This window comes from Ruegeria sp. HKCCD7255, assembly GCF_013031565.1.
Classification (GTDB): Bacteria; Pseudomonadota; Alphaproteobacteria; order Rhodobacterales; family Rhodobacteraceae; genus Ruegeria.
This window is the reverse complement of sequence record NZ_WQAG01000007.1, coordinates 61,853-84,672: the sequence shown is the minus strand read 5'-3', so window position 1 is coordinate 84,672 and position 22,820 is coordinate 61,853. Positions and strand designations below refer to the sequence as shown.

The 22,820-nt window shown below is 57.5% G+C and carries 22 protein-coding genes; 11 read left to right on the top strand and 11 right to left on the bottom strand.

The genetic code is table 11. From position 1 onward, the window contains the following. Positions 1-98 precede the first annotated feature (98 nt). Both carB and GOX45_RS14030 read left to right on the top strand, forming a co-directional pair. Positions 99-3,443, top strand: coding sequence for a carbamoyl-phosphate synthase large subunit (carB, locus tag GOX45_RS14035; RefSeq protein ID WP_171101784.1), 3,345 nt, complete (start codon positions 99-101; stop codon positions 3,441-3,443). A gap of 195 nt (positions 3,444-3,638) precedes the next feature. Further along, the gene (locus tag GOX45_RS14030) at positions 3,639-4,763 is read left to right on the top strand and encodes a beta-ketoacyl-ACP synthase III (RefSeq protein ID WP_171101783.1); all 1,125 of its coding nucleotides are present in this window, start codon (positions 3,639-3,641) and stop codon (positions 4,761-4,763) included. Positions 4,764-4,951: 188 nt separating this feature from the next. On the opposite strand, the gene GOX45_RS14025 is transcribed toward GOX45_RS14030, so the two are convergent. Beyond that, positions 4,952-5,413 carry a hypothetical protein gene (locus tag GOX45_RS14025; RefSeq protein WP_171101782.1) on the bottom strand — a complete coding sequence of 154 codons (462 nt, stop codon included), beginning with the start codon at positions 5,411-5,413 and terminating at the stop codon, positions 4,952-4,954. Positions 5,414-5,766: 353 nt separating this feature from the next. On the opposite strand from GOX45_RS14025, the gene GOX45_RS14020 reads away from it, so the two are divergent. After that, positions 5,767-6,366 carry a thymidine kinase gene (locus tag GOX45_RS14020; protein ID WP_171101781.1) on the top strand — a complete coding sequence of 200 codons (600 nt, stop codon included), beginning with the start codon at positions 5,767-5,769 and terminating at the stop codon, positions 6,364-6,366. Here the strand turns inward: GOX45_RS14020 and GOX45_RS14015 are convergent. From GOX45_RS14015 to GOX45_RS13995, 5 genes are all read right to left on the bottom strand, one after another. Continuing rightward, the gene (locus GOX45_RS14015; RefSeq protein WP_171101780.1) at positions 6,342-7,292 is read right to left on the bottom strand and encodes a D-glycerate dehydrogenase; all 951 of its coding nucleotides are present in this window, start codon (positions 7,290-7,292) and stop codon (positions 6,342-6,344) included. The genes GOX45_RS14020 and GOX45_RS14015 overlap by 25 nt on opposite strands. Beyond that, the gene (locus GOX45_RS14010; protein WP_171101779.1) at positions 7,292-7,630 is read right to left on the bottom strand and encodes a tRNA-binding protein; all 339 of its coding nucleotides are present in this window, start codon (positions 7,628-7,630) and stop codon (positions 7,292-7,294) included. Before GOX45_RS14010 ends, GOX45_RS14015 begins: the two co-directional genes overlap by 1 nt. After that, a complete protein-coding gene (proC, locus tag GOX45_RS14005; protein ID WP_171101778.1) occupies positions 7,623-8,438 on the bottom strand; it encodes a pyrroline-5-carboxylate reductase in 816 nt (271 codons plus the stop codon). The genes GOX45_RS14010 and proC overlap by 8 nt, the downstream gene beginning before the upstream one ends. Positions 8,439-8,474: 36 nt before the next feature. Further along, positions 8,475-8,975, bottom strand: coding sequence for a YbjN domain-containing protein (locus GOX45_RS14000; protein ID WP_171101777.1), 501 nt, complete (start codon positions 8,973-8,975; stop codon positions 8,475-8,477). A gap of 320 nt (positions 8,976-9,295) precedes the next feature. Continuing rightward, positions 9,296-9,544 (bottom strand): accessory factor UbiK family protein, encoded by a 249-nt coding sequence (locus GOX45_RS13995; RefSeq protein ID WP_050604795.1) that lies wholly within the window; start codon positions 9,542-9,544, stop codon positions 9,296-9,298. Between the two features lie 97 nt (positions 9,545-9,641). On the opposite strand from GOX45_RS13995, the gene lgt reads away from it, so the two are divergent. The 4 genes from lgt (at position 9,642) to GOX45_RS13975 (ending at position 13,841) form a co-directional block, all read left to right on the top strand. Continuing rightward, positions 9,642-10,529 (top strand): prolipoprotein diacylglyceryl transferase, encoded by an 888-nt coding sequence (gene lgt, locus GOX45_RS13990; RefSeq protein WP_171101776.1) that lies wholly within the window; start codon positions 9,642-9,644, stop codon positions 10,527-10,529. Further along, entirely contained in the window at positions 10,526-11,593 is a 1,068-nt protein-coding gene (locus GOX45_RS13985) for a class I SAM-dependent methyltransferase (RefSeq protein WP_171101775.1), read from the top strand. Before lgt ends, GOX45_RS13985 begins: the two co-directional genes overlap by 4 nt. Continuing rightward, the gene (gene pgeF, locus GOX45_RS13980; RefSeq protein ID WP_171101774.1) at positions 11,590-12,348 is read left to right on the top strand and encodes a peptidoglycan editing factor PgeF; all 759 of its coding nucleotides are present in this window, start codon (positions 11,590-11,592) and stop codon (positions 12,346-12,348) included. The genes GOX45_RS13985 and pgeF overlap by 4 nt, the downstream gene beginning before the upstream one ends. Positions 12,349-13,058: 710 nt before the next feature. Next, positions 13,059-13,841, top strand: a complete 783-nt coding sequence (locus tag GOX45_RS13975) for a Hint domain-containing protein (protein WP_171101773.1) — start codon at positions 13,059-13,061, stop codon at positions 13,839-13,841. Between the two features lie 119 nt (positions 13,842-13,960). Here GOX45_RS13975 and GOX45_RS13970 read toward each other — a convergent pair whose 3' ends face one another. Beyond that, on the bottom strand, positions 13,961-14,461 hold the full coding sequence (locus tag GOX45_RS13970; RefSeq protein WP_171101772.1) for an Lrp/AsnC family transcriptional regulator: 501 nt from the start codon (positions 14,459-14,461) through the stop codon (positions 13,961-13,963). A 227-nt stretch (positions 14,462-14,688) separates the two neighbouring features. Here GOX45_RS13970 and trxB point away from each other — a divergent pair, with 227 nt between their 5' ends. The 4 genes from trxB (at position 14,689) to GOX45_RS13950 (ending at position 20,320) form a co-directional block, all read left to right on the top strand. Next, positions 14,689-15,630: a thioredoxin-disulfide reductase gene (gene trxB / locus GOX45_RS13965; protein WP_171101771.1), complete on the top strand. Its 942-nt coding sequence runs from the start codon at positions 14,689-14,691 to the stop codon at positions 15,628-15,630. A 116-nt stretch (positions 15,631-15,746) separates the two neighbouring features. Further along, positions 15,747-17,432 carry an adenylate/guanylate cyclase domain-containing protein gene (locus GOX45_RS13960; RefSeq protein ID WP_171101770.1) on the top strand — a complete coding sequence of 562 codons (1,686 nt, stop codon included), beginning with the start codon at positions 15,747-15,749 and terminating at the stop codon, positions 17,430-17,432. A 200-nt stretch (positions 17,433-17,632) separates the two neighbouring features. Continuing rightward, positions 17,633-19,351: a bifunctional sulfate adenylyltransferase/adenylylsulfate kinase gene (locus GOX45_RS13955; protein ID WP_171101769.1), complete on the top strand. Its 1,719-nt coding sequence runs from the start codon at positions 17,633-17,635 to the stop codon at positions 19,349-19,351. Between the two features lie 111 nt (positions 19,352-19,462). Beyond that, on the top strand, positions 19,463-20,320 hold the full coding sequence (locus GOX45_RS13950) for a hypothetical protein (RefSeq protein ID WP_171101768.1): 858 nt from the start codon (positions 19,463-19,465) through the stop codon (positions 20,318-20,320). Here GOX45_RS13950 and GOX45_RS13945 read toward each other — a convergent pair. The 4 genes from GOX45_RS13945 to GOX45_RS13930 form a co-directional block, all read right to left on the bottom strand. Beyond that, entirely contained in the window at positions 20,317-21,186 is an 870-nt protein-coding gene (locus GOX45_RS13945) for a glycosyltransferase family 10 (RefSeq protein WP_171101767.1), read from the bottom strand. The two genes, GOX45_RS13950 and GOX45_RS13945, sit on opposite strands and share 4 nt — an antisense overlap. Next, positions 21,183-22,070, bottom strand: a complete 888-nt coding sequence (locus GOX45_RS13940; protein WP_171101766.1) for a PhzF family phenazine biosynthesis protein — start codon at positions 22,068-22,070, stop codon at positions 21,183-21,185. Before GOX45_RS13940 ends, GOX45_RS13945 begins: the two co-directional genes overlap by 4 nt. Positions 22,071-22,163: 93 nt before the next feature. Next, positions 22,164-22,388, bottom strand: coding sequence for a DUF1150 family protein (locus GOX45_RS13935; RefSeq protein ID WP_171101765.1), 225 nt, complete (start codon positions 22,386-22,388; stop codon positions 22,164-22,166). A gap of 5 nt (positions 22,389-22,393) precedes the next feature. Beyond that, positions 22,394-22,807: an Hsp20 family protein gene (locus GOX45_RS13930; RefSeq protein WP_058275530.1), complete on the bottom strand. Its 414-nt coding sequence runs from the start codon at positions 22,805-22,807 to the stop codon at positions 22,394-22,396. Positions 22,808-22,820 lie beyond the last annotated feature (13 nt).

The window sequence follows — 22,820 nt, the reverse complement described above, 5'->3', positions numbered from 1 at the left end:
CCGATCCCCCTTGCACCTTTTCGCCCGGTCCCTATAACGCAGGACAATTTGGGCGCTGGGGCGGCGCCCTGACTCGCAGACATCAAAGGAACAAGGCCATGCCGAGAAGAACCGACATCCAGTCGATCATGATCATCGGGGCAGGCCCCATTGTCATCGGTCAGGCCTGCGAGTTCGACTATTCCGGTGCTCAGGCGTGTAAGGCGCTGCGCGAGGAAGGGTATCGGGTCATTCTGGTAAACTCGAACCCCGCGACGATCATGACGGACCCGGAACTGGCCGACGCAACCTATATCGAGCCGATCACGCCCGAAGTTGTGGCCAAGATCATCGAGAAGGAACGCCCCGACGCCCTGTTGCCCACCATGGGCGGACAAACCGGTCTGAACACTTCGCTAGCGCTTGAAGAAATGGGCGTGCTCGAAGAGTTCGGGGTCGAGATGATCGGCGCCAAGCGCGACGCCATCGAAATGGCCGAAGATCGCAAGCTGTTCCGCGAGGCGATGGACCGGCTGGGTCTGGAAAATCCCAAAGCCACGATTGTTACGGCTCCTAAGAAAGAAGACGGCAGCGCCGATCTGGATGCGGGCGTGCAAATTGCGCTGGATGAGCTGGAAGAGATCGGCCTGCCCGCGATCATTCGCCCGGCCTTTACGCTGGGCGGCACCGGCGGTGGCGTGGCCTATAACCGCGAGGATTATATCCATTTCTGCCGCTCGGGCATGGATGCGTCGCCGGTGAACCAGATCCTTGTGGATGAAAGCCTGCTGGGATGGAAAGAATACGAGATGGAAGTGGTGCGTGACACCGCCGACAACGCCATCATCGTCTGTTCTATCGAAAATGTTGACCCGATGGGCGTTCATACTGGTGACTCGATCACCGTGGCCCCGGCGCTGACGCTGACTGACAAGGAATATCAGATCATGCGCAACGGCTCGATCGCCGTTCTGCGCGAGATCGGGGTTGAGACCGGTGGCTCGAACGTACAGTGGGCGATCAACCCGGAAGATGGCCGCATGGTTGTGATCGAGATGAACCCGCGCGTGTCCCGGTCCTCGGCGCTGGCATCCAAGGCGACCGGTTTCCCGATTGCAAAGATCGCTGCAAAACTGGCTGTGGGCTATACGCTGGATGAGTTGGACAATGACATCACCAAGGTCACGCCAGCGTCGTTTGAGCCGACCATTGACTATGTGGTCACCAAGATCCCGAAATTCGCCTTCGAGAAATTCCCCGGCTCTGAACCGTACCTGACCACCGCGATGAAATCGGTGGGTGAGGCTATGTCCATTGGTCGCACGATCCACGAATCCATGCAAAAGGCGCTGGCTTCGATGGAATCGGGGCTGACCGGCTTTGATGAGATCGAAATCCCGGGCCTGAACGTCGGTGTTTGGGATGAGGCCGATGATAAAGCTGCGGTAATCAAAGCGATCAGCCAACAGACCCCTGACCGGCTGCGCACGATCGCACAGGCCATGCGCCATGGCCTGACAGATGATGAGATTTTTGGCGTCACCAAGTTCGACCCCTGGTTCCTGGCCCGCATCCGCGAGATCATCGAGGCCGAGCGTCAAGTCCGTAAAGACGGTCTGCCGATGACCGAAGATGGTATTCGCAAGCTGAAAATGCTGGGCTTCACCGATGCGCGTCTGGGCAACCTGACCGGTCGGGATGAGGCGAATGTGCGCCGCGCCCGGCGCAATCTGGGCGTGACGGCCGTGTTCAAGCGCATCGATACCTGCGCAGCCGAGTTCGAGGCGCAGACACCTTATATGTATTCCACCTATGAAGCCCCGATGATGGGCGAGGTCGAATGCGAAGCGCGGCCCAGTGATCGCAAAAAGGTTGTCATTCTGGGCGGCGGCCCCAACCGGATCGGTCAGGGGATCGAGTTCGATTATTGCTGCTGCCACGCCTGTTTTGCGCTGACCGATGCGGGCTATGAGACGATCATGGTCAACTGCAACCCCGAGACCGTTTCGACCGACTATGACACCTCGGACCGGCTGTATTTTGAACCGCTGACCTTTGAGCACGTGATGGAAATCCTGACCAAAGAGCAGGAGAACGGCACCCTGCACGGTGTGATCGTTCAGTTCGGCGGTCAGACGCCGTTGAAACTGGCCAACGCGCTAGAGGCCGAGGGCATCCCGATCCTGGGCACGACACCGGACGCCATCGACCTGGCCGAAGACCGTGAACGGTTCCAGGCGCTGGTCAATGAATTGGGGCTGAAACAGCCCAAGAACGGCATCGCCTCGACCGACGAACAGGCGCTTGAGATCGCCGAAGAGATCGGCTTCCCGCTTGTAATCCGCCCTTCTTACGTTCTGGGCGGTCGCGCGATGGAGATTGTGCGCGATATGGATCAACTGCGGCGTTACATTAACGAGGCCGTGGTGGTTTCGGGCGACAGCCCGGTCCTGCTCGACAGCTATCTGGCTGGAGCCGTTGAGCTGGATGTGGACGCGCTTTGTGATGGGGCCGACGTGCATGTCGCCGGAATCATGCAGCATATCGAAGAGGCGGGCGTGCATTCGGGTGACAGCGCTTGTTCTTTGCCACCCTATTCGCTGTCCAAAGAGATCATTGATCAGATCAAGGATCAAACGTTCAAACTGGCCAAAGCGTTGAACGTGGTTGGACTTATGAATGTGCAGTTTGCGATCAAGGACGACGAGATCTTTCTGATCGAAGTGAACCCCCGCGCCAGCCGTACGGTGCCCTTTGTGGCCAAAGCCACCGACAGCGCCATCGCCTCGATCGCCGCACGCGTCATGGCCGGAGAGAAACTGTCCGGCTTCCCGATGCGCCCGGCCTATAAGACGGTTGATGATACCAAGATCGCGGATCAGATGACACTAGCCGACCCCGACATGCCGTGGTTTTCGGTCAAAGAGGCGGTACTGCCCTTTGCCCGCTTCCCCGGCGTGGACACGATTCTGGGCCCCGAGATGCGCTCGACCGGTGAGGTCATGGGTTGGGATCGCAGCTTCCCCCGCGCTTTCCTGAAGGCGCAGATGGGGGCTGGCATGGTCCTGCCGTCGTCGGGCACCGCCTTTATCTCGATCAAGGACGCTGACAAAGGCGCAGACATGCTGGAAGCCGCCCGCGTTCTGGTGGATCAGGGCTTTAAGCTGGTCGCAACACGCGGCACACAAAGCTGGCTTGACGCTGAAGGCGTGCCCTGCGGTGTGGTCAACAAAGTCTATGAAGGCCGCCCGGATGTCACAGACCTGATGAAAGATGGCGGGGTTCAGCTGGTCATGAACTCAACCGAAGGTGCGCAGGCGGTCGAAGATAGCCGCTCGATCCGCTCTATCGCGCTTTATGACAAGATCCCTTATTACACCACCGCTGCGGCCAGCTATGCCGCTGCTTTGGCCATCAAGGCGCAGGCCGAAGGGGATGTTGAGGTTCGATCCTTGCAAGGCTGATCGATCAACTCAAGAACCACTTAAGACCCCGGCCCGGTGCCGGGGTTTTGCGTTCCAAACACATCGTGCTCGAGCTCCGTGGCAAGAATCGACGCCGAAAGTGACCGGAAACCCCTATTCCCTTGGGTCAACATCTCTTGATCAAAACGGTCTGTGACTGCATTTTGAGCAAATCCGAAAAATTCAGGACCCGCTATGTATACGCCAGCCATCACTGGAACCGGTGTTTTCACACCTCAGAGCAGTATTACCAATGCCGAGCTTGTTGTTGCGTTCAACGCCTATGCCGACCGCAAGAACGCCGAAAACGCGCAAGCCATCGCCGCGGGTGAAATCGAGCCGATGCAACACTCGTCAGAGGAATTCATCGTCAAGGCATCGGGCATCGAGAACCGATATGTGATGGACAAATCCGGCGTGCTGGACCCCGAAATCATGCATCCAAGCCTACGGCAGCGCGACGATGACGAGCCAGGCATCATGACAGAGATGGCGGTTGATGCCTGCAACAAGGCACTGGCGCAGGCGGGGCGTCGCGCGGAAGATGTCGATCTGGTGATCTGCGCGGCCTCGAACCACGAACGCGCCTATCCCGCGATCGCTATCGAAATCCAGCAGGCGCTCGGCATTGACGGGTTTGGGTTTGACATGAATGTCGCCTGTTCGTCTGCGACCTTCGGTATCCAGGCCGCTGCTGACATGATCCGGTCCGGCTCGGTCCGCGCAGCACTGGTTGTGAACCCCGAGATCTGCTCGGGCCATCTGGAATGGCGCGACCGCGATTGTCATTTCATCTTTGGCGACGTGGCAACGGCCACTCTGATCGAACGCATCGAAGACGCTCAAGGCCCACATTTCGAGATCCTGTCGACGCGATGCGCCACCCAGTTTTCCAACAATATCCGTAACAACAACGGCTTCCTGCGCAGGTCACGCCCAGATGGTCTGGTTGACCGGCGCGATATGCAGTTCATGCAAAACGGTCGCAAAGTGTTCAAAGAAGTGCTGCCGATGGTCAGCAAGCATATCTCAGATCACATGGAGTCCGAGGGGATTGCCAGTGGCGACCTAAAGCGTCTGTGGCTGCATCAGGCGAACAAGACCATGAACGACTTTATCGGCAAAAAGGTTCTCGGCCGAGAACCCGATGCCGATGAACAGCCCAACATCCTGCAGGATTACGCGAATACCTCATCCGCCGGATCGATCATCGCGTTTTCGAAATACTCGGATGATCTTGAGGATGGCGACCACGGTCTGATCTGCTCGTTTGGCGCCGGATATTCAGTGGGTTCGGTGATCGTGAAACGGTGCGGGTGAAGGTTAAGACGCGCCGGTCTCCGCCGCCAAGCCAGAACTCGAATCTCGATATCAATATCGCAGTGCCTTACCCGAACTTGGGAGCGTCGAAATCGGCGCTTCGTCGGAAGTATGGTTTTCCTAGCTGTCTAATGCCGAAAGCAAACGGATGACCCAGACAAACTGACAGGCCAGAAAATTCCGTAGGCTCAGCTCACACTCTCTTCTTCAAGGTGCAGCTTCATCTCGATCAGAACCTGCTGCAACATGCTGGTTTCTTTCAACAAGCGCTTTGCTTCGTTGACGGTAATGATCCCGTCTTCGATTGCCGCCTGGTATTCGGTCATCAGCATCGCGAAACGCTGGCTCAGCGCGATGACGTCCGAGTTTACACCACCGGTGCGTGGCTCGCTGCTGTTGCGACCGTCGTAAGACAAGGTGATGTTCTTAAGATCAGCCAAGGCAGATGTGACATGCGGATAATTGGCTGCGTTTTCAAGCTTGGCCACCGAATCCACTGGCATGAACCTGTCGGCGTGCTCGGCATTGTCCGAATAATACCGACCCAAAGTTGCCTTGGATTTTCCGGTTATCTCACATGCGGCCTCAATGCCAACGTCCTTAACAAGTGCTTCTGTGTGCTTCTTCAGATAGGCCCCGATATCCGCCATTTTTTAACCTTTACTGCCTGCGCCCCGTCCCCGGCCTGTCCGTGCAGGGGAATGGGCAGGGAAATTTCCCATATTTATTTAGTAATTGAAATGCCATCTTTTGGCTATCCCTCAGAGATGCAGGGATTTTGTGAGTGAGTGGCGGTTTTTTTCGAACCGGTAAAGAGTTTGCATGGAACAATTTTCAGTTTCATGCCGGTATGGCCAATTCTTGGTCACGGGCGCCGTCGTTGCAGGAACCGGGTATCCATCCCCAAAGAGCTTTTGCTCAGCCCGGATCCCAGCAGCGGCGTCGTCGATTCTGGTAAACGAGATGTCTTGCCGACCGGGATGAGGCCAATTAGACCACCATCATGGCCAAGCTCTACTTCAACTATTCCACCATGAATGCGGGCAAATCGACCGTGTTGCTGCAGGCGTCACACAACTATCGCGAACGCGGGATGGACACCTATCTGATGACCGCGGCGATCGACGGGCGCGCGGGCGCTGGACGCATCGCATCGAGGATTGGGATATCCGAACAGGCTGACACGTTTACACCGACCGACGATATTTTCGGCATGATCAACACGCGCCTGTCGCAAAGTCAGGTTGCCTGCGTTTTCGTGGACGAAGCGCAGTTTCTGACCGAAGAACAGGTTTGGCAGTTGGCTCTGGCGGTCGATGAGTTGAACGTTCCGGTTCTTGCATATGGTCTAAGGGTCGATTTTCAGGGCAAACTTTTCCCCGGATCAGCAACATTGCTGGCTTTGGCTGATGAAATGCGAGAGGTCCGCACAATCTGCAAATGCGGACGCAAGGCTACCATGGTGATCCGTCAGGACGAAGCCGGTAAGGCAATCACCGAAGGCGCGCAGGTTCAGATCGGTGGGAACGAGACCTATGTCTCGCTGTGCCGTAAACACTGGCGCGAAGCGATGGATGGTCAGACCGGATTGGGTAAGGGCTGACCCGCGATAAAGGCCGCGACATTGTCGAGCACCATATGTCCCATGCCCGAGCGCACCTCTTCGGTCGCGGTACCCAGATGCGGCAACAGCGTTACCGTCTCAAGATCGCTCAGCGCTGTAGGGACACGCGGCTCGAACTCATAGACATCAAGGCCAGCCCCCGCGATTTGGCGCGATTGCAACGCCTCAATCAGCGCGGCCTCATCGACCACTTCGCCCCGTGCGATGTTAATCAGAATGCCCGACGGTTTCATCGCTGCCAAAACATCGGCATCAATCAGGTGTTCGGTCTCGGCGCCACCGGGCACAGCCAAGACCAAAAAGTCTGAACTTGACGCGAGGGAACGCAAATCGCTTAAAAACTCAGCAGGAAAGTCCAGCTCTTTGGCGCTGCGTGAGAAATACCCGACCGACATGCCAAACCCATAATGGCAACGACGGGCTATCGCCTGCCCGATTCGCCCCATCCCGACAATGCCCACCCGTTTTCCCGTCACATGATGGCCCAGCATTTGGGTTGGATGCCAACCCTGCCAGTTGCCGCTGCGCACAAGGCGTTCGCCTTCGCCCGCGCGCCGTGCGGTGGTCAAAAGCAGCGTCATGGCAATGTCTGCCGTGGCATCGGTCACCGCGCCAGGCGTGTTTGTGACCTCAATACCCGCAGCCCGCGCAGCCGCCACATCGATATGATTGAAACCCACACCAAAATTGGCCAGCAGCCGGCATCGCGGTTGATCTGCCTTCGCGAAAATCTGGGCCGAGAACTGATCTCCCAAAGTGGGCACCACCACGTCAAAGTCGCGCAGCGCTTGCAGCATTTCCTGCTCGGTCAAAGGCTGAGTGTTTTCGCGAAACTCGACGTGAAACTCTGTACGCGCACGAGCTTCGATGGCTGCTGTCATGGGCCGGGCGATGAACAGTTTCATCAATGCATCCGCCCGCCGACCGGAACCTCTCCATCCGGGCCGATCAGAACGATTTCGCCCGTCTCATCCGGCAAGCCCAGCACCAGAACCTCGGACATGAACTTGCCGATCTGGCGCGGCGGAAAATTGACAACTGCCATCACTTGCTTTCCGACTAATGCCTGCGGATCGTAGTGCGCCGTGATCTGGGCCGAAGTCTTGCGCTCACCGATCTCATCCCCGAAATCGATCCACATCTTGATCGCCGGTTTGCGGGCTTCGGGAAAGGGTTCGGCGCGGATGACCTGACCCACACGGATATCGACTTTCAGAAAGTCATCAAAACTGATCTCACTCACGCGAAAGCTCCTTGGATCGGTCTGTGGCGGCTTTGACCGCCCGGTGCAACAGGTTCGGGAATCCATCCTCCGAGTGCATAAGCACTTCAAGCGCGGCCTGTGTCGTGCCATTGGGCGATGTCACGTTGACCCGCAGTTGAGACGGGTCTTCTTCAGCCGCCACCGCCAACGCCCCTGCCCCGGCAACAGTCGCTTTGGCCAATCGCATTGCCAAGTCTGAAGGTAGCCCTTGGGCCGCACCTGCCGCGGCGAGAGTTTCGATCAGGTGAAATACATAGGCCGGGCCCGAACCGCTGAGCCCTGTAACCGCGTCCATCTGTGCTTCGCTGTCCAAACGGACGGTCTCACCAACGGCTGACAGCAGGTTTTCCGCAAGCGCGATATCGGCATCGGACGCGGTCGCATTCCCAATCAAGGCGGTGATGCCCTGCCGGATCGCAGCTGGTGTGTTCGGCATCGCCCGCACAATCGGGGTGCCACCGCCCAGCACAGATTCGAAACTGGCAATCGAGGTGCCGGCTGCGACCGAGACAAACAGGCTGCGACCACCGCCCAGCGCTTTGATGGCAGGCAAGGCCTCACCCATCATTTGGGGTTTCACGGCGACCAGCACCACTGCAGGCGCTTCGGGCAAGGGTGTGTTGATATTGACACCCTGCGCTTTCAGCCAGTCTGATGGAAAAGGATCGATCACCCAGACCGATGACGCAGGAAGGCCATGATCTAGCCAACCGGCGAGCATGGCCGACCCCATCTTGCCGCATCCCAGAAGCACCAGCCCCTGTTCGGCGACGCGTGACATGTCCATGATTGCCCCTCTCCTCAGTTGGTTCGGGGCAAAGCTTTACGCGCGGCCATAGGCCTCTGCAATGGCGACTTGCATCGCGTCTTCAGCAGACCGGTTCCCCCAGGTCACCAGTTGGATCGCCGGGTAATACCGCTCGGCGCTCAGTACCGCGGCGTTGATCATCGTGTCGATCTGATCGGGGCTGGCCATCTGACCACCGGCCAGCACCAAACCATAGCGATAGACCATCAGTTTCTGGTTGGCCCAATAGGTGAACGCCCCCGCCCAGCATTGATCGTTCATGCGGTTCAGCAGCTCATAAAGCTGGGGCTCGCGTTCGGTCGGCGGCTCCATCTCGAACGAGCATACCATGCGCAGTGTTTCGTCATAGTTCGACCACGCCAGCGTAATCGAATAGGTGCGCCACTGACCTTCCACCGCCATGGCGATCTGATCATCCCCGATCCGGTCAAAATCCCAGTCGTGATGTTCAGCAAGATGTTCAACAATATCGATCGGATGAAGGTCTTCTTCGAGAAACTGCTCGGAAAGGGCCATAATGCAACCTCACTAGTCTCTAGCATTCTGGGTTCGGCAGCGCCCCAGCGCTAGTTGCCTGCTCAACAAGCCGGGCTTCCCCCGTTGGCTTGTACTAGATATGGTGCGCCGGGTTGCTTTGCCTGACAACCCCATTTCTTGGGGATAACATCAATAAGTTGTGGACAGCCGGACACGGCGTCCAAAATATTGGCGCCACAGGAAGCTTTGACTTGATTAAATCCTGGGATGCGTCAAACTACACCTCACCGCTCAACCGCATGTGCGATTGCGCGACAGAATCGTTGTCCAAAAACTTGAAATACCCGAAGACGAAGGTGCTATTTGTCCAGCTTCGCTTCCAGCGCAGCGATGCGGGCCTCAAGTGCCGCGTTTTCTTCGCGCGCCTTCTGCGCCATGGCACGCACAGCATCGAACTCTTCCCGCGTGACGAAATCGCGATCCGCCAACCAGCGGTCGATCATCGATTTCATCGCGTTTTCGGCCTCTTCCCGCGCGCCCTGCGCCACGCCCATGGCGTTGGTCATCAGTTGGGAAACATCGTCCAAAATCTTGTTGCGCGTCTGCATGGTGTCACTCCGAAATCTGGGCTGCTCTCTATATGGGGAAAGAAAGCGCCGGGCTCAAGGTTGACTTGCCCCACAAAGCCCGGGCAATGAGACGCATATGCAGGCTGTGTTAAATTTCCCCGATCTATCGCCCGAAGTTTTCTCGATCGCTCTGTTCGGGATGCAGTTTTCGCTGCGGTGGTATGCGTTGGCTTACATTGTCGGCATTCTGATCGCCTGGCGAATGGCGATCATGGCGCTACGGCGGCCGAACTTATGGCCCGACAAAACACCCCCGATGCAGCCGGGTCAGGTCGAAGATCTGATCACCTGGATCATTCTGGGCGTCATCCTGGGCGGTCGGCTGGGATTCGTCCTGTTTTACGAGCCCGCCTATTACCTCTCCCACCCGCTTGAAATTTTGAAAGTCTGGCAAGGTGGGATGTCCTTTCACGGCGGCCTTCTGGGCGTCATTGTTGTCGCCTTTGTCTATGCCAGGCGCCACAATATCCCGCCCCTTTCGATGGGGGATCTGGTCGCCCACACCGTGCCGCCCGGGCTGTTTTTGGGCAGGTTGGCCAATTTCAACAATGCCGAACTTTGGGGCCGCCCATCGGAACTGCCCTGGGCTGTTGTTTTCCCCGGCGCGGCGGCACAAGACTGTCCGGGCGTTGTTGCGGGGCTGTGCGCGCGCCACCCCTCGCAGCTGTATGAGGCTTTGCTTGAAGGCCTGCTGCTGAGCGCCCTGCTGGTATGGCTCGCCTATCGGCGTGGTGCATTTCACAGGCCAGGCCTTGTCATGGGTGTATTTCTGGCCGGGTATGGCCTCTCGCGCTTTATCGTCGAATTTTTCCGCCAACCAGACACCCAATTCGTGTCACCAGGAAACCCGCTGGGGTTGGCATTTCAAGTCGGCGGTTATGGCCTGACGATGGGGCAGCTGCTTTCGCTACCCATGATTGCCATAGGGCTTTGGTTTGCTCTCAGGGCGCGCACCCGCGCATGAGCTTGCTCGATCACCTTATAGAACGTATCGCGCAAGACGGCCCTATGACCGTTGCCGAATATATGAGCACCTGTTTGCTGCACCCCAAGTTCGGCTATTACGCCATACGCGACCCGCTTGGGCAAAAGGGGGATTTCACCACTGCCCCTGAGATCAGCCAAATGTTCGGCGAATTGATCGGCCTGACTTTGGCAAAATGCTGGCTGGATCAGGGGCAGCCGAAAGACTGCCTGTTGCTGGAGCTTGGGCCCGGACGCGGTACAATGATGGCTGACATTTTGCGCGCCACCCAGGCTGTGCCCGGCTTCCATGCAGCCTTGCAGGTGACGCTGTTCGAAGCCTCGCCCGTTTTGCGTGCCGCTCAGACCAAAACCCTGAAAGGCTATGACCCGGACTGGATCGAAACGCTTGAAGCCTTGCCTGACAGGCCTGTCTTTATGGTGGCCAACGAATTTTTTGACGCCCTGCCGATCCGACAATTCGTGAAAGATGGCGACGGCTGGCGCGAACGTCTGATTGGATCAAACGGGACGACCCTGAGCTTTGGCTTGGGGGAAACCGCGCCGCAACCAGCTTTGCAAGCACGTCTGGACGACACCGAAGACGGAGACCTGGTTGAGCTTTGCACCCCCGCGCTACCCGCCATCGAAACCTTGTCAAACCGTATCGCTTTGCATGGGGGCGCGGGGTTGATAATCGACTATGGCGACTGGCATTCGCTTGGCGATACGTTTCAGGCCCTGCGCGCCCACACGCGTGCAGACCCGCTGGAACGCCCGGGTCAAGCCGACCTGACCGCACATGTGGATTTCGAACCCTTGGCGACCACCATTCGCGCGCATGGCTGCTGTCATACGCGCCTGACACCGCAAGGTGTGTTCTTGGAGCGGCTGGGCATAACTGCACGCGCGCAAGCGCTGGCGTCCAATTTGGCGGGCGAGGCGCTTGATGGTCTGATTGCAGCACATCGACGGTTGACGCATCCCGATGAAATGGGAAACCTGTTCAAAGTACTGGGTCTCTACCCCCAGCACGCAGCGCCACCACCGGGATTGGAACCATGACCTTGGAAATTCTGACTTCGGACATGCTGTCACCCGTCCGTCACGGGTTCTTCAGCCGCCGCGGCGGTGCGTCGTCGGGGATTTTTTCCGGTTTGAACTGCGGGCTTGGGTCGTCGGACCAGACTGAAGCTGTCGCGCTGAACCGTCGACGCGTGGCAGAAGCCATGGAGGTTGATCCGCAGGCCCTGGTTGGCGTGCATCAGGTCCACTCACCCACCGTAGTGACCATCGATGCACCCCTGAACGGTGACAAACCCAAAGCGGATGCAGTTGTCACTGCCACCCCAGGGCTTGCGCTAACCATCCTGACGGCCGATTGCCAGCCTGTTCTGTTTGCTGATCCTGACGCAAATGTGATCGGCGCTGCACATGCGGGATGGCGCGGCGCGTTGGATGGCGTGTTGGAGGCTACTCTTGATGCCATGGAGGCTCTGGGGGCTCGCCGCGAAAACACCTGCGCGGTGATTGGACCGTCAATCTCACAACGCGCCTATGAGGTCGGACCGGAACTCATGGACAGCTTCATGATGGAGACGCCTGACAATGCCCGTTTCTTTGCAGGCGGGACCGGAGATCGCCTGCAATTCGACCTGCCGGGATATGGTTTGAACAAACTGCGTGAGGCCGGTGTCAAATCCGCCGAATGGACCCGCCATTGCACCTATTCCGACCCTGACAGATTCTATTCATATCGGCGCTCGACTCATGCCAAAGAAGCCGACTATGGCCGCCTGATTTCAGCGATCAGGTTATAGAGTTAGACGCAATTAAGGCAGCTTTGCCAACTTTCCGCCACATTTATTGTGTTTATTTTTCGCAGAATCGTATGAGTTTTTTCCGGTCCTCAAGTGGTTGTAACGCCACGCTTTCAGGGGCACTGGATTTGTTAGTGAATGAGGTGCCGCAGACCTTCAATTTGTCCTCAATTCATCCTGAAACAGCCTTATCTGTGCCGCAAAGCCCGGTCACAAAGGAGTTACAAAGGATGCCAGGGCTTCTTGCCCCAAAGACAAGAGCAGGACAGAAAATGAAGACAAGATCCCGTTTTCTTCGCGCTGTGATCGCAAGCGCTCAGATCCTGCAACCAGAAATGCCTTGGAAACGAGTTTCCAGCGGCTCTGTCAGGGTAGCACGTCGATTGGCTGAGCGTCGCTGACACAAGAAATAAGTCGGGAATATCTGTCACTTCCCGAACTAGATGAGAATACCGCATCAGGCTTGGCTCTGACCTGATGCCGGAAGCTGCCAAGAGCCAAAAGGCGCAGACCAGTTTTGTCTGCTTAGTAAGAGTATGTCTGGGGGTCGGTAGAGTGAACAGTTTGTTATGGTTTTCTGAGAAGACGGTGCGCTGCACAGGCGACGTAGTGAACAGCTTACGCAGCCCGGGCAGAGACGACACTGGTTGGGCAATGTTGTTCGGGGGTTCAACGGCTTGGCCTGCACAATGCGAGGGGACGGAATAAAGATGAACATTCCAAACACACTGTCTCGTGCAGCTCGGAACGCGGTCGAAACATCGGCCATGTTGCGTGAAGCGCCAAGACAGGGAACAAAACAAAAAGCGCAGCTGCGGCGCTATGAGGTGAGCACACTTCTGAGCAATGGCGAGGTAACACAGACCCGCCACATTGCCCCGGCCTTACCGATGTTCGAAGATGCTTTCTGCGCCTTTACCCGAGGATCGATTGTGGAAACCACTCAAGGTCCGATGGCTATCGAAGATCTGCTGCCCGGTGACGAAGTGCAGACACAAGATGGCGGTTCGCAGCCAGTTGTTTGGAAAGGGTGCGTAACGCTTGTTCCCGGGCGCGAAGATTCACGCGGCCGCATGCGCCCATTGACGCGCATCATGGCCGACACTTTCGGCATGCAAAAACCGATGTCTGGAGTGATCACAGGTCCTGCGGCCCGGCTTCTCGGTGTGCCAGCACATTTGCGGCACCTAAGCGGCGGCCAACCCATGTTATGTCCCGTCAGCGAGTTCCAAGATGGGATGAACGTCATCGAAACGCTACCGCCCACACCGGTCGAGCTGTTTCACATTTGCGTACCGCGACATTCCGTTATTCAAGTCGATGGGCTGCAGTTCGAAACCTATCACCCTGGTACGAACGCAGTGCGAATGATCAGTCAATCCTTGCGCGCGGTCTATCTGAACCTGTTCGCGCATATTGACACATTAAGCGATTTCGGACCGCTGCTGATGCCGCGCGCCGGAGATGGAGAGGTGGACGCAATTACAGCGTGAGCCACAGAATTGAAACTGCAAGTCGTGGGGCATTATGCAGATATTATTAGGCTGGGTTTTTTCCTTGGCGGTGGTCGCTTGGCTGCCACCTCGAATCCCCGAAGCGGAACATCTGGGTGTTAGGCCGTTCGGTTCATCCGGTCTTCCAGGACATCGAATGGCACGCCTGGCTCGTCTTTGGCGCCGCGAATAACAAGTGACGTTTTAACACTTGCCACATTGGGTGTTGTCAGCAGTTCCCCGGTCAGGAACTGCTGAAAACTGCTTAGATCAGGGGCGACACATTTCAGCATGAAGTCGACTTCACCGTTCAGCATGTGACATTCGCGAACCAAGGGCCATTCCTGGCACCGCGCCTCAAACGCGCTGAGTTCGGATTCGGCCTGGCTCTCCAAACCGACCATCGCAAATACCTGAACTTCAAACCCAAGCTCGCGTGCGTTGACCTCGGCGTGATACCCACGGATAAAGCCCGATTCTTCCAGTGTCCTGACACGGCGCAAACAGGGCGGCGCGGAAATTCCAACGCGTTTGGCCAGTTCCACATTGGTCATACGCCCATCGGCCTGCAATTCCGCCAGTATCTTGCGGTCTATTTCGTCCAGCCGGGTGGTGACCATTATTTGCTCCTCAAATTTTTGGTTGTTATATCAGCACCCCCAAAAGGCGCAATATTCTTTCGCATCAGAGCAATAATCTTTGCTCCATCCTGTAAGAACCAGATGTTGCGCGTTCGATTTTTCATCAATTTGACCCCGACCGAAGGGGGTTTAAGCCCGGCGCGGGCATCGCTATATCCAACCGCATTGGGGCGTTGCGCCCGCACGGCAGATCAATTGGGGGAACCATGGCCGAGACACGACATACCAAAGTTCTGATCATCGGCTCGGGCCCGGCCGGATATACCGCCGGCGTTTATGCCAGTCGTGCGATGTTGCAGCCCATTCTGGTTCAAGGGATCGAACCCGGTGGTCAGCTGACAACAACAACCGAGGTCGAGAACTGGCCAGGCGACACCGAAGTACAGGGCCCCGATCTGATGGTGCGCATGCAAGATCATGCCAAGGCCATGGGCTGTGAGGTCATTGGCGACATCATCAACGATCTGGACCTAAGCCAGCGCCCGTTCACCGCCAAAGGCGACAGCGGAACCGTCTATACCGCCGATGCGGTCATTCTGGCCACCGGCGCCCGGGCCAAGTGGTTAGGACTGCCGTCAGAAGAGAAATTCAAGGGCTTTGGCGTTTCAGCCTGCGCAACCTGTGACGGCTTCTTCTATCGCGGGCAGGAAATTGTTGTGATCGGCGGCGGGAACACAGCGGTCGAAGAAGCGCTGTTTCTGACCAACTTCGCCAGCAAAGTGACCCTTATTCACCGCCGCGATGAGTTGCGGGCCGAAAAGATCCTGCAAAACCGCCTGCTCAAGCACGAAAAGATCGAACCGCTCTGGTTTCACGAACTGGATGAGGTGATCGGGACGGACGCCCCGCTGGGCGTCGAAGGCGTCCGCGTGAAACACGTCAAAACCGGTGAGGTGACCGAAATCCCCTGTAAGGGCGTCTTTGTCGCCATCGGTCACGCTCCGGCCAATGAGTTGGTCAAGGATGCGCTTGAAACCCATATGGGCGGGTATGTGGTGACCAAGCCCGGCTCGACCGAAACATCGATTCCCGGAGTTTTTGCCGCCGGTGACCTAACCGACCATATCTATCGCCAAGCCGTCACGAGTGCCGGGATGGGATGTATGGCCGCGCTGGATGCCGAACGGTTTCTGGCCGAACAGGACTGACCTGCACAAGTCGGGTTCCGCAAGACCCATCACGATCAAGATCAGGAGGGGTCTATTGACCCCTGCCCCTTGGCATCCCAAAATCCTGATAGACAAAACGACGACAGGTGAGATCGGTGGCGAGCATTCTATGGCGCGGCGGATGGGCGAGCCGGCTTAGGATCGCTAGCGGCCTTGTGCTGTTTGTCTTTGCGTTTTTCCACTTCTTGAATATCGGTATGGGACTGTTCCACACCGACCTGCTGCATGACATGCAGGACGGGCGGAAATTCGTCACGCGCCATAACATCATGAGTGCGATACTCTATGTGGCGCTTGTGACCCATGCGGGTTTGGCCCTTATCTCGATCGCCCAACGCCGCACTTTGCGCATGCCGTTTTCGCTGGCATTGCAGGCAGTTCTGGGGCTGTTGATCCCGTTACAATTGATCACCCATATCGTTCAGACCCGCTATGCCCATGAGGTTTTCGACGTCAACGATGAGATGGGTTATATCATCATCCTGATGTGGCCCAGCACTGCGATCTGGACCCAAAGCCTGCTATTGCTGATCGTCTGGATCCATGGCTGCATCGGGCTGCACATGTGGCTGCGCCTGACCAGGTGGTGGGGGTCGCTTGTTCCTTATCTGATCGGATTTGCGGTTTTTGTTCCCGCTTTCGCCCTGTCCGGTGTTTTGACCGAAGGGCGCCGTCTCTGGTCTGATTTCGCCGATCCTTTTCTACGTGAGCAGTATATCGAGCACTATAACTGGCCGACACAGGACGAATTTGCAGCGCTGTTTGCGGTCGGCGACACCTCTAAGAAAGTGTTCTGGGGGCTGCTTGCCTTGACCGCGTTGACCTATTTCGGTCGCAAGCTGTGGCGGCGGCGGCATTCGGTCCATGTGCGCTATGTCAATGGCCCCGATGTCACCTCTGAAAAGGGCATGACATTGCTTGAGATGTCTCAGTCAAATGGGGTTCCCCATACCGCGCTGTGCGGGGGCAAAGGCCGTTGTACGACCTGCCGGGTGATCGTCGAGGACGGCGCGGGCAAACTGCCACCACCCAGTGAGGCCGAAGCGCGCAGCCTTGCTGCTGTCGGTGCTGCTGAAGGCACGCGGCTGGCCTGCCAGTTGCGCCCGACAGAGCCGCTGACCGTGTTTCGGGTATTTCGCCCCGAAGGCGGGCGTGACCGCGCACATGCAAGCCAGGGGCAGGAACGGCAACTGGCCGTGCTGTTTCTGGACATGCGCGGGTTTACCGCGCGCACCACAGGTCAGTTGCCTTATGATATCGTATTCCTGCTGAACCGGTTTTTTGACGCCATTGTCCCATCAATCACCGCCCATGGTGGAACCGTCGACAAATACATGGGTGACGGGTTGCTTGCGATGTTCGAGACCCCCGATGCCGAAAGCTCGGCCCAGGCCAGTCTTGCGGCTGCGGCGGATATCGGCCGTGCTTTGGCGCGGTTCAACCAACAGCTTGAAGCCGAAGGCAGCCCCGCCATTCGCATCGGCATGGGTTTGCACTTGGGCGATTTGGTACTTGGTGAAATCGGTGCGGCCAAACACGCGCCCCGGACCATCATTGGTGACGCGGTCAACGTCGCCAGCCGTCTGGAAGGTGAGACCAAGGCGCTGAGTGTCGAGCTTTTGGCTTCGGCAAAAGTTCTTCAAGCGGCCGGCATAGAACCAAACCGCTCTCAACTGCGAAAATTCCGGCTGCGGGGTGTGGCAGACCCGGTTCCTGCACTTCCCCTGAAACACGCAGTAGATCTTGATGCTCTGACCGCCCCGGAAGAACAGATCGCCTAGACGCCGACCGGCCATCAAAATACTGCGGACAATCTGTCACCTATTGGCTGGAATCTGGAATACTCTGTCCAAAACCGGCAAAATCAGCGCATTTCGTCCTTTGTTCGCCGACATCTCTGGACATTGCGCTCAGACCGGGGCAAATGCGCGACGAAACTATCCGCAACGCCGCCACGGCACATGTCCCTAAGAGTATTACGATGACGATGTTAAACAATTTGGCCCCGATCCCAGAACTCTATGTCTCTTACGAATCTGCACAAAAGCTGAAGGTCGAAGCGGCTGACCTTACCAGCTGGGATTTGACACCACGCCAAATCTGCGACCTCGAACTGCTGATGAATGGCGGCTTCAATCCGCTCAAGGGATTTCTGAGCGAAGCAGACTATGACAGCGTTGTCGACACCATGCGCTTGGCCGATGGCACGCTATGGCCGATGCCGATCACGCTGGATGTAAACGAAGAGTTTGCCGACAGCATCGAACTGGGCCAGGACATCGCGTTGCGCGACCAAGAAGGCGTGATCCTGGGCACGATGACTATGACCGACCGTTGGACGCCCAACAAAGCGCGCGAAGCCGAAATGGTCTTTGGTGCCGATGACGACGCGCATCCGGCTGTGAATTATCTGCACAATGTTGCGGGCAAGGTTTATCTGGGTGGCCCTGTGACCGGGATCCAGCAGCCGATCCACTACGATTTTCGCGCCCGCCGCGACACGCCGAACGAGCTGCGCGCCTATTTCCGCAAGCTGGGCTGGCGTCGCATCGTTGCGTTCCAGACCCGCAACCCGCTGCACCGCGCGCACCAGGAACTGACCTTCCGCGCAGCCAAGGAAGCGCAGGCCAACCTGCTGATCCACCCGGTTGTCGGCATGACCAAACCCGGCGATGTCGATCATTTCACCCGAGTGCGCTGCTATGAGGCGGTGCTGGACAAATACCCGGCCTCGACGACCTCGATGTCGCTGCTGAACCTGGCGATGCGTATGGCTGGCCCGCGCGAGGCTGTTTGGCATGGGCTGATCCGTGCGAACCATGGCTGCACTCATTTCATCGTGGGCCGCGACCACGCCGGCCCCGGCAAGAACAGCCAGGGCGAAGATTTCTACGGCCCCTATGACGCGCAGGACCTGTTCCGCAAATTCCAGGATGAGATCGGCATCGAAATGGTCGATTTCAAACACATGGTCTATGTGCAGGAGCGCGCGCAATACGAGCCGAATGACGAGATCGAAGATCGCGACAATGTCACGATCCTGAACATCTCAGGCACCGAGCTGCGTCGCCGTCTGGCAGAAGGACTGGAAATCCCTGAATGGTTCAGCTTCCCCGAGGTTGTGGCCGAGTTGCGCAAGACCAAGCCGCCGCGCAGCCAGCAGGGCTTTACTGTGTTCTTCACCGGCTTCTCGGGGTCGGGCAAATCCACCATCGCCAATGCCTTGATGGTCAAACTGATGGAGATGGGTGGCCGTCCTGTCACCCTGCTCGATGGGGACATCGTGCGTAAGAACCTGTCGTCGGAGCTGGGTTTCTCGAAAGAGCACCGCGATCTGAACATCCGTCGCATTGGTTATGTGGCCTCTGAGATCACCAAGAACGGTGGCATCGCGATCTGCGCCCCGATCGCGCCTTACGCCACCACCCGCCGCGCGGTCCGGGAAGAGATCGAAGCCTTTGGCGCCTTCTGCGAGGTCCATGTGGCCACCAGCATCGAGGAATGCGAACGCCGCGACCGTAAGGGGCTCTACAAACTGGCGCGCGAAGGCAAGATCAAAGAGTTTACCGGCATCTCAGACCCCTATGATGTGCCTGAAAACCCCGAGCTCAGCGTCGAGACAGAAAATGTCGATGTCGACAACTGCGCCCACCAGGTTTTGCTGAAGCTGGAAAGCATGGGCTTGATCGCCGCGTCCTGAGGGCCGACAAAATGGTTTCAAAAGCCTCCGGTTTCCGGGGGCTTTTTTTGTGGCGATTGACAAACCTGGTCGCGGTCGATGCAATTGTCAGGCCATGCAAGCGAACCGCATATGAATACTGCCCTGCCCACCATCGCCGGTTTCTGGTACGGATCAGACCTGAGCTGGCTGGAGGCGCTATGCATTCGCTCTTATCTGGATCGCGGCCACCGGTTCGTTCTTTATACGTCTCATCCTGTCGCAGGCCTCCCAGACGGGACCGAGATGCGTCCTGCCGCGGATATCCTTTGGCCCCCACCGTTTGCAATGGATCACACGGACAGGCTGAAGGTCGCAGTTTTCTCGGATCTTTTTCGACTTCGACTGTCTCAATTGACAGATTTCATCTGGGTCGATCTGGATGCCTATTGCGTCAAACCCTTCGTGTTCTCATCACCTTATGTTTTCGGTCGGTCGCAAACGGGTGAGTTTCCCAATGGCGTCCTGCGCCTGCCATCAACCTCGCGGGCTCTCGAGCTCATGCTGGCATTTCTGACCTCGCCGAACCCGACACAGCCCTGGCGCGGACCTCGGATGCAGCGCAGAAACAGACAACGTGTTCGACAAGGCGAGAGCTGGGGGATCGAGTCGCTGCCCTGGGGCAGTTCCGGCCCCAAAGCATTGCAACACTTTCTGACGCAAACCGGCGAAGACCGATATGCAATGGAAGCGGATGTGTTTTATCCGCTGGCTAAGGCCGATTTCCTCCACTTGCACGACTCGGCTGTTCGGACAAGCCAGATCGAACGACCAAACGTCCATTCGGTTCACGTTTATGGCCATCAAAAGAAGCTTCTTTCGCAGACGGCAAATGGTTTGCCTTTTGTCGGGTCATATCTGCATCGCTTGTGTCAGAGGCACGGGATCGAACCAGAGGCCAATCCGATCCGACCGGTGGGGTGGCTGGCACCATCTGCCACCGAGCATTAGTCTGCCTTCACTTGTTCCAACAGGGTACGTGCGGCGCGGGAATCGAAATCGCCATAATCGGCTGCCACTGGTTGTATCGCCTGCAAGCGCGGCAAACGCGTCGCATAGTCCTGCGGCGATGTCGACTGAATGGCGCGCTGAATTTCCGCCTTGGACTCGCACAGGATCATGCCTGAAGTGTCAAAGAAATCATCAATATTCGGGCAGCCCCAATAGATGGGTACCGTGCCGCACAGGATCGCGTCGGTGAGTTTTTCGGAAAAGTAATTCCGCTCACGCACGTTTTCGATCACCACGGAATAGCGATACGGGGCCAGACCGTCGGATTTATGTTCGAACGGTGTATAGCCGCGCCCCATGATATCGATATCGGCGCCAGTTTCGCGCGCCCAGTCAATCACCTTGTGGCGCAGTTGATGGCCTTCCAGATCACGCTTGGCAGACGCGATCAGAGAACAGTTTTTTGTTTTCTCTGCCGATAACTCTTGCCAATCCGGCACCATCGTCACGCCATAGGGCAGAAACACCGCATTGGGCAGCGACTTGAGCAGTACATCGTGAAACGTCATCACCCGAAAGAACCGCCGCCAAGTATAGCGCAGCATCCGGTCGTGCTTGCCGTGGATCGCCGAGGGCTCTCCCATCATCAACGAGATTTGCGCCTGCGTGCCGCGACGCAGTTTGAGATGCACGCTTGAGTTCGGGAACATGATCAGATGATCGCTACGCTCAAGATCGCCAACCGTCTTGCCACGCAAACGATCCGGGCAGCCAAGTGGCCAGATCAGCTCGGCCAGTGGTAGCTTGGCCAGAGAGGGGCCAAGCCGGTGACCATAGGGCAAAATTGCAATTGCGGCGTCGGTCACAGACCGGCCTCAGGCAGATCGACCTGGCCCCGCATCAAAATATGACCACGCCCCGCCACCTTGATACCGGTCATCGCCTTGGGCGGCCCGACACGCGTGACAGTAGCCTGCCCGGGGCGGCCCATATCGTGGCCTTGCTCGGCGGTGAAACTGTCTTTGTTCATCAGCCCGTATTTCCACAGATAAGCCGCCATCGCACCGGTGGCTGATCCAGTAAACGGGTCCTCAGCCGGGTTTGGCGGGGCCATCAACAGGCGCGAGAACGTGTCACCCCTTTCGGTCGCGCCCTGAAGCGTGACCAGAAAAGGCTCGGCCATATCCGAACCGGAATGCCCCGCAGATTTGGCAACCTCGCGCAACGGCTCCTCGACCAGACGCGCGGCGCGCAATGCTGCATGATCGCGCAGAACGGTGATGCAAAACGGCAGACCGGTTGAGACAAATTGAGGCGGGGAAATGATCGCGTCCACCGGCAGATCAACCGTCGCGGCCACCAGTTCAGCAGGCACATGGGCACCGAACTGGGGTGCCACCTGCGTCATCTCGATCTCATCCCCGTTCAGCTGGATGGCTACAATCCCGGCCCCCGTCTCGAGCGTCAGATGATCCCCTTGCACCAGCCCGCGCGACCGCAAGGCCGCGACGGTGGCAATGGTGGGATGTCCGGCAAAAGGGATCTCGCGGCTGGCCAGAAAATACCGCACGCGAATGTCAGCAATGTCGGAAGGCTCGGTAAACGTGCATTCGACCAGAGAAGTCTCGCGGACATAGGCCTTGCAAACATCCTCGGGCAGCGCGGCCCCGCCGTGCACAACAGCACATCCATTGCCACCAAAGGCGCGGTCGGTGAATGCATCTACCCAGTCAAAGTCGTACCAGCCCATGCCCTGCGCCCCTTTCCTTTGCAAAACCCATCGGGTTCCGCATATCTCGCCTTTGGGGCGGCAGATGTCACGTGGAAATCACAAGGGGCCGCTTCAGTGAACGGCCACCGGTGACAGGTCGTGCTGACGAGCCAGCACAAAGGCCAGCTTGCGATCGGCCACAAGCGCCAGTTGCTGGCCGTCTGAGTCGTGAACGGCGTAAAGCTGATCCAGATCGCCTGCTTGATCGCGCAAATCGCTGGGCAAATCAGCGACATCAATTGTCTTTACATAGACGATGCGATCGCCTTCGGCATTGATTTCAATCGGTGTATTCATTGCTCTTACCCCTTTCTTATGTTGATCGTTTGCACCACGGTTTCAGGCACAGCGCGGGTCAGGTCCACATGCAACAGACCGTTTTCCATGATCGCCTCGCCCACTTCCACGCCATCGGCCAGCACGAACATGCGCTGAAACTGTCGCGCCGCGATCCCGCGGTGAAGGAATATGCGCCCTTCGCTGTCGTCGCGTTGACGGCCCCGGATCACCAATTGACGGTCTTCAATGGTGATCGACAGGTCCTCTTCGGCGAACCCGGCCACGGCCAACGTGATCCGGTAGGAAAAATCCGATGTTTGTTCGATATTGTAGGGCGGGTACCCTTCATTGCCAGCCTTTGCAGACCGTTCCAGAAGGCGTTCCAGCTGCTCGAACCCCAAAAGATGCGGGTATGAGCCAAGAGTAAGTTTCGACACGTTTTTCGTCCTT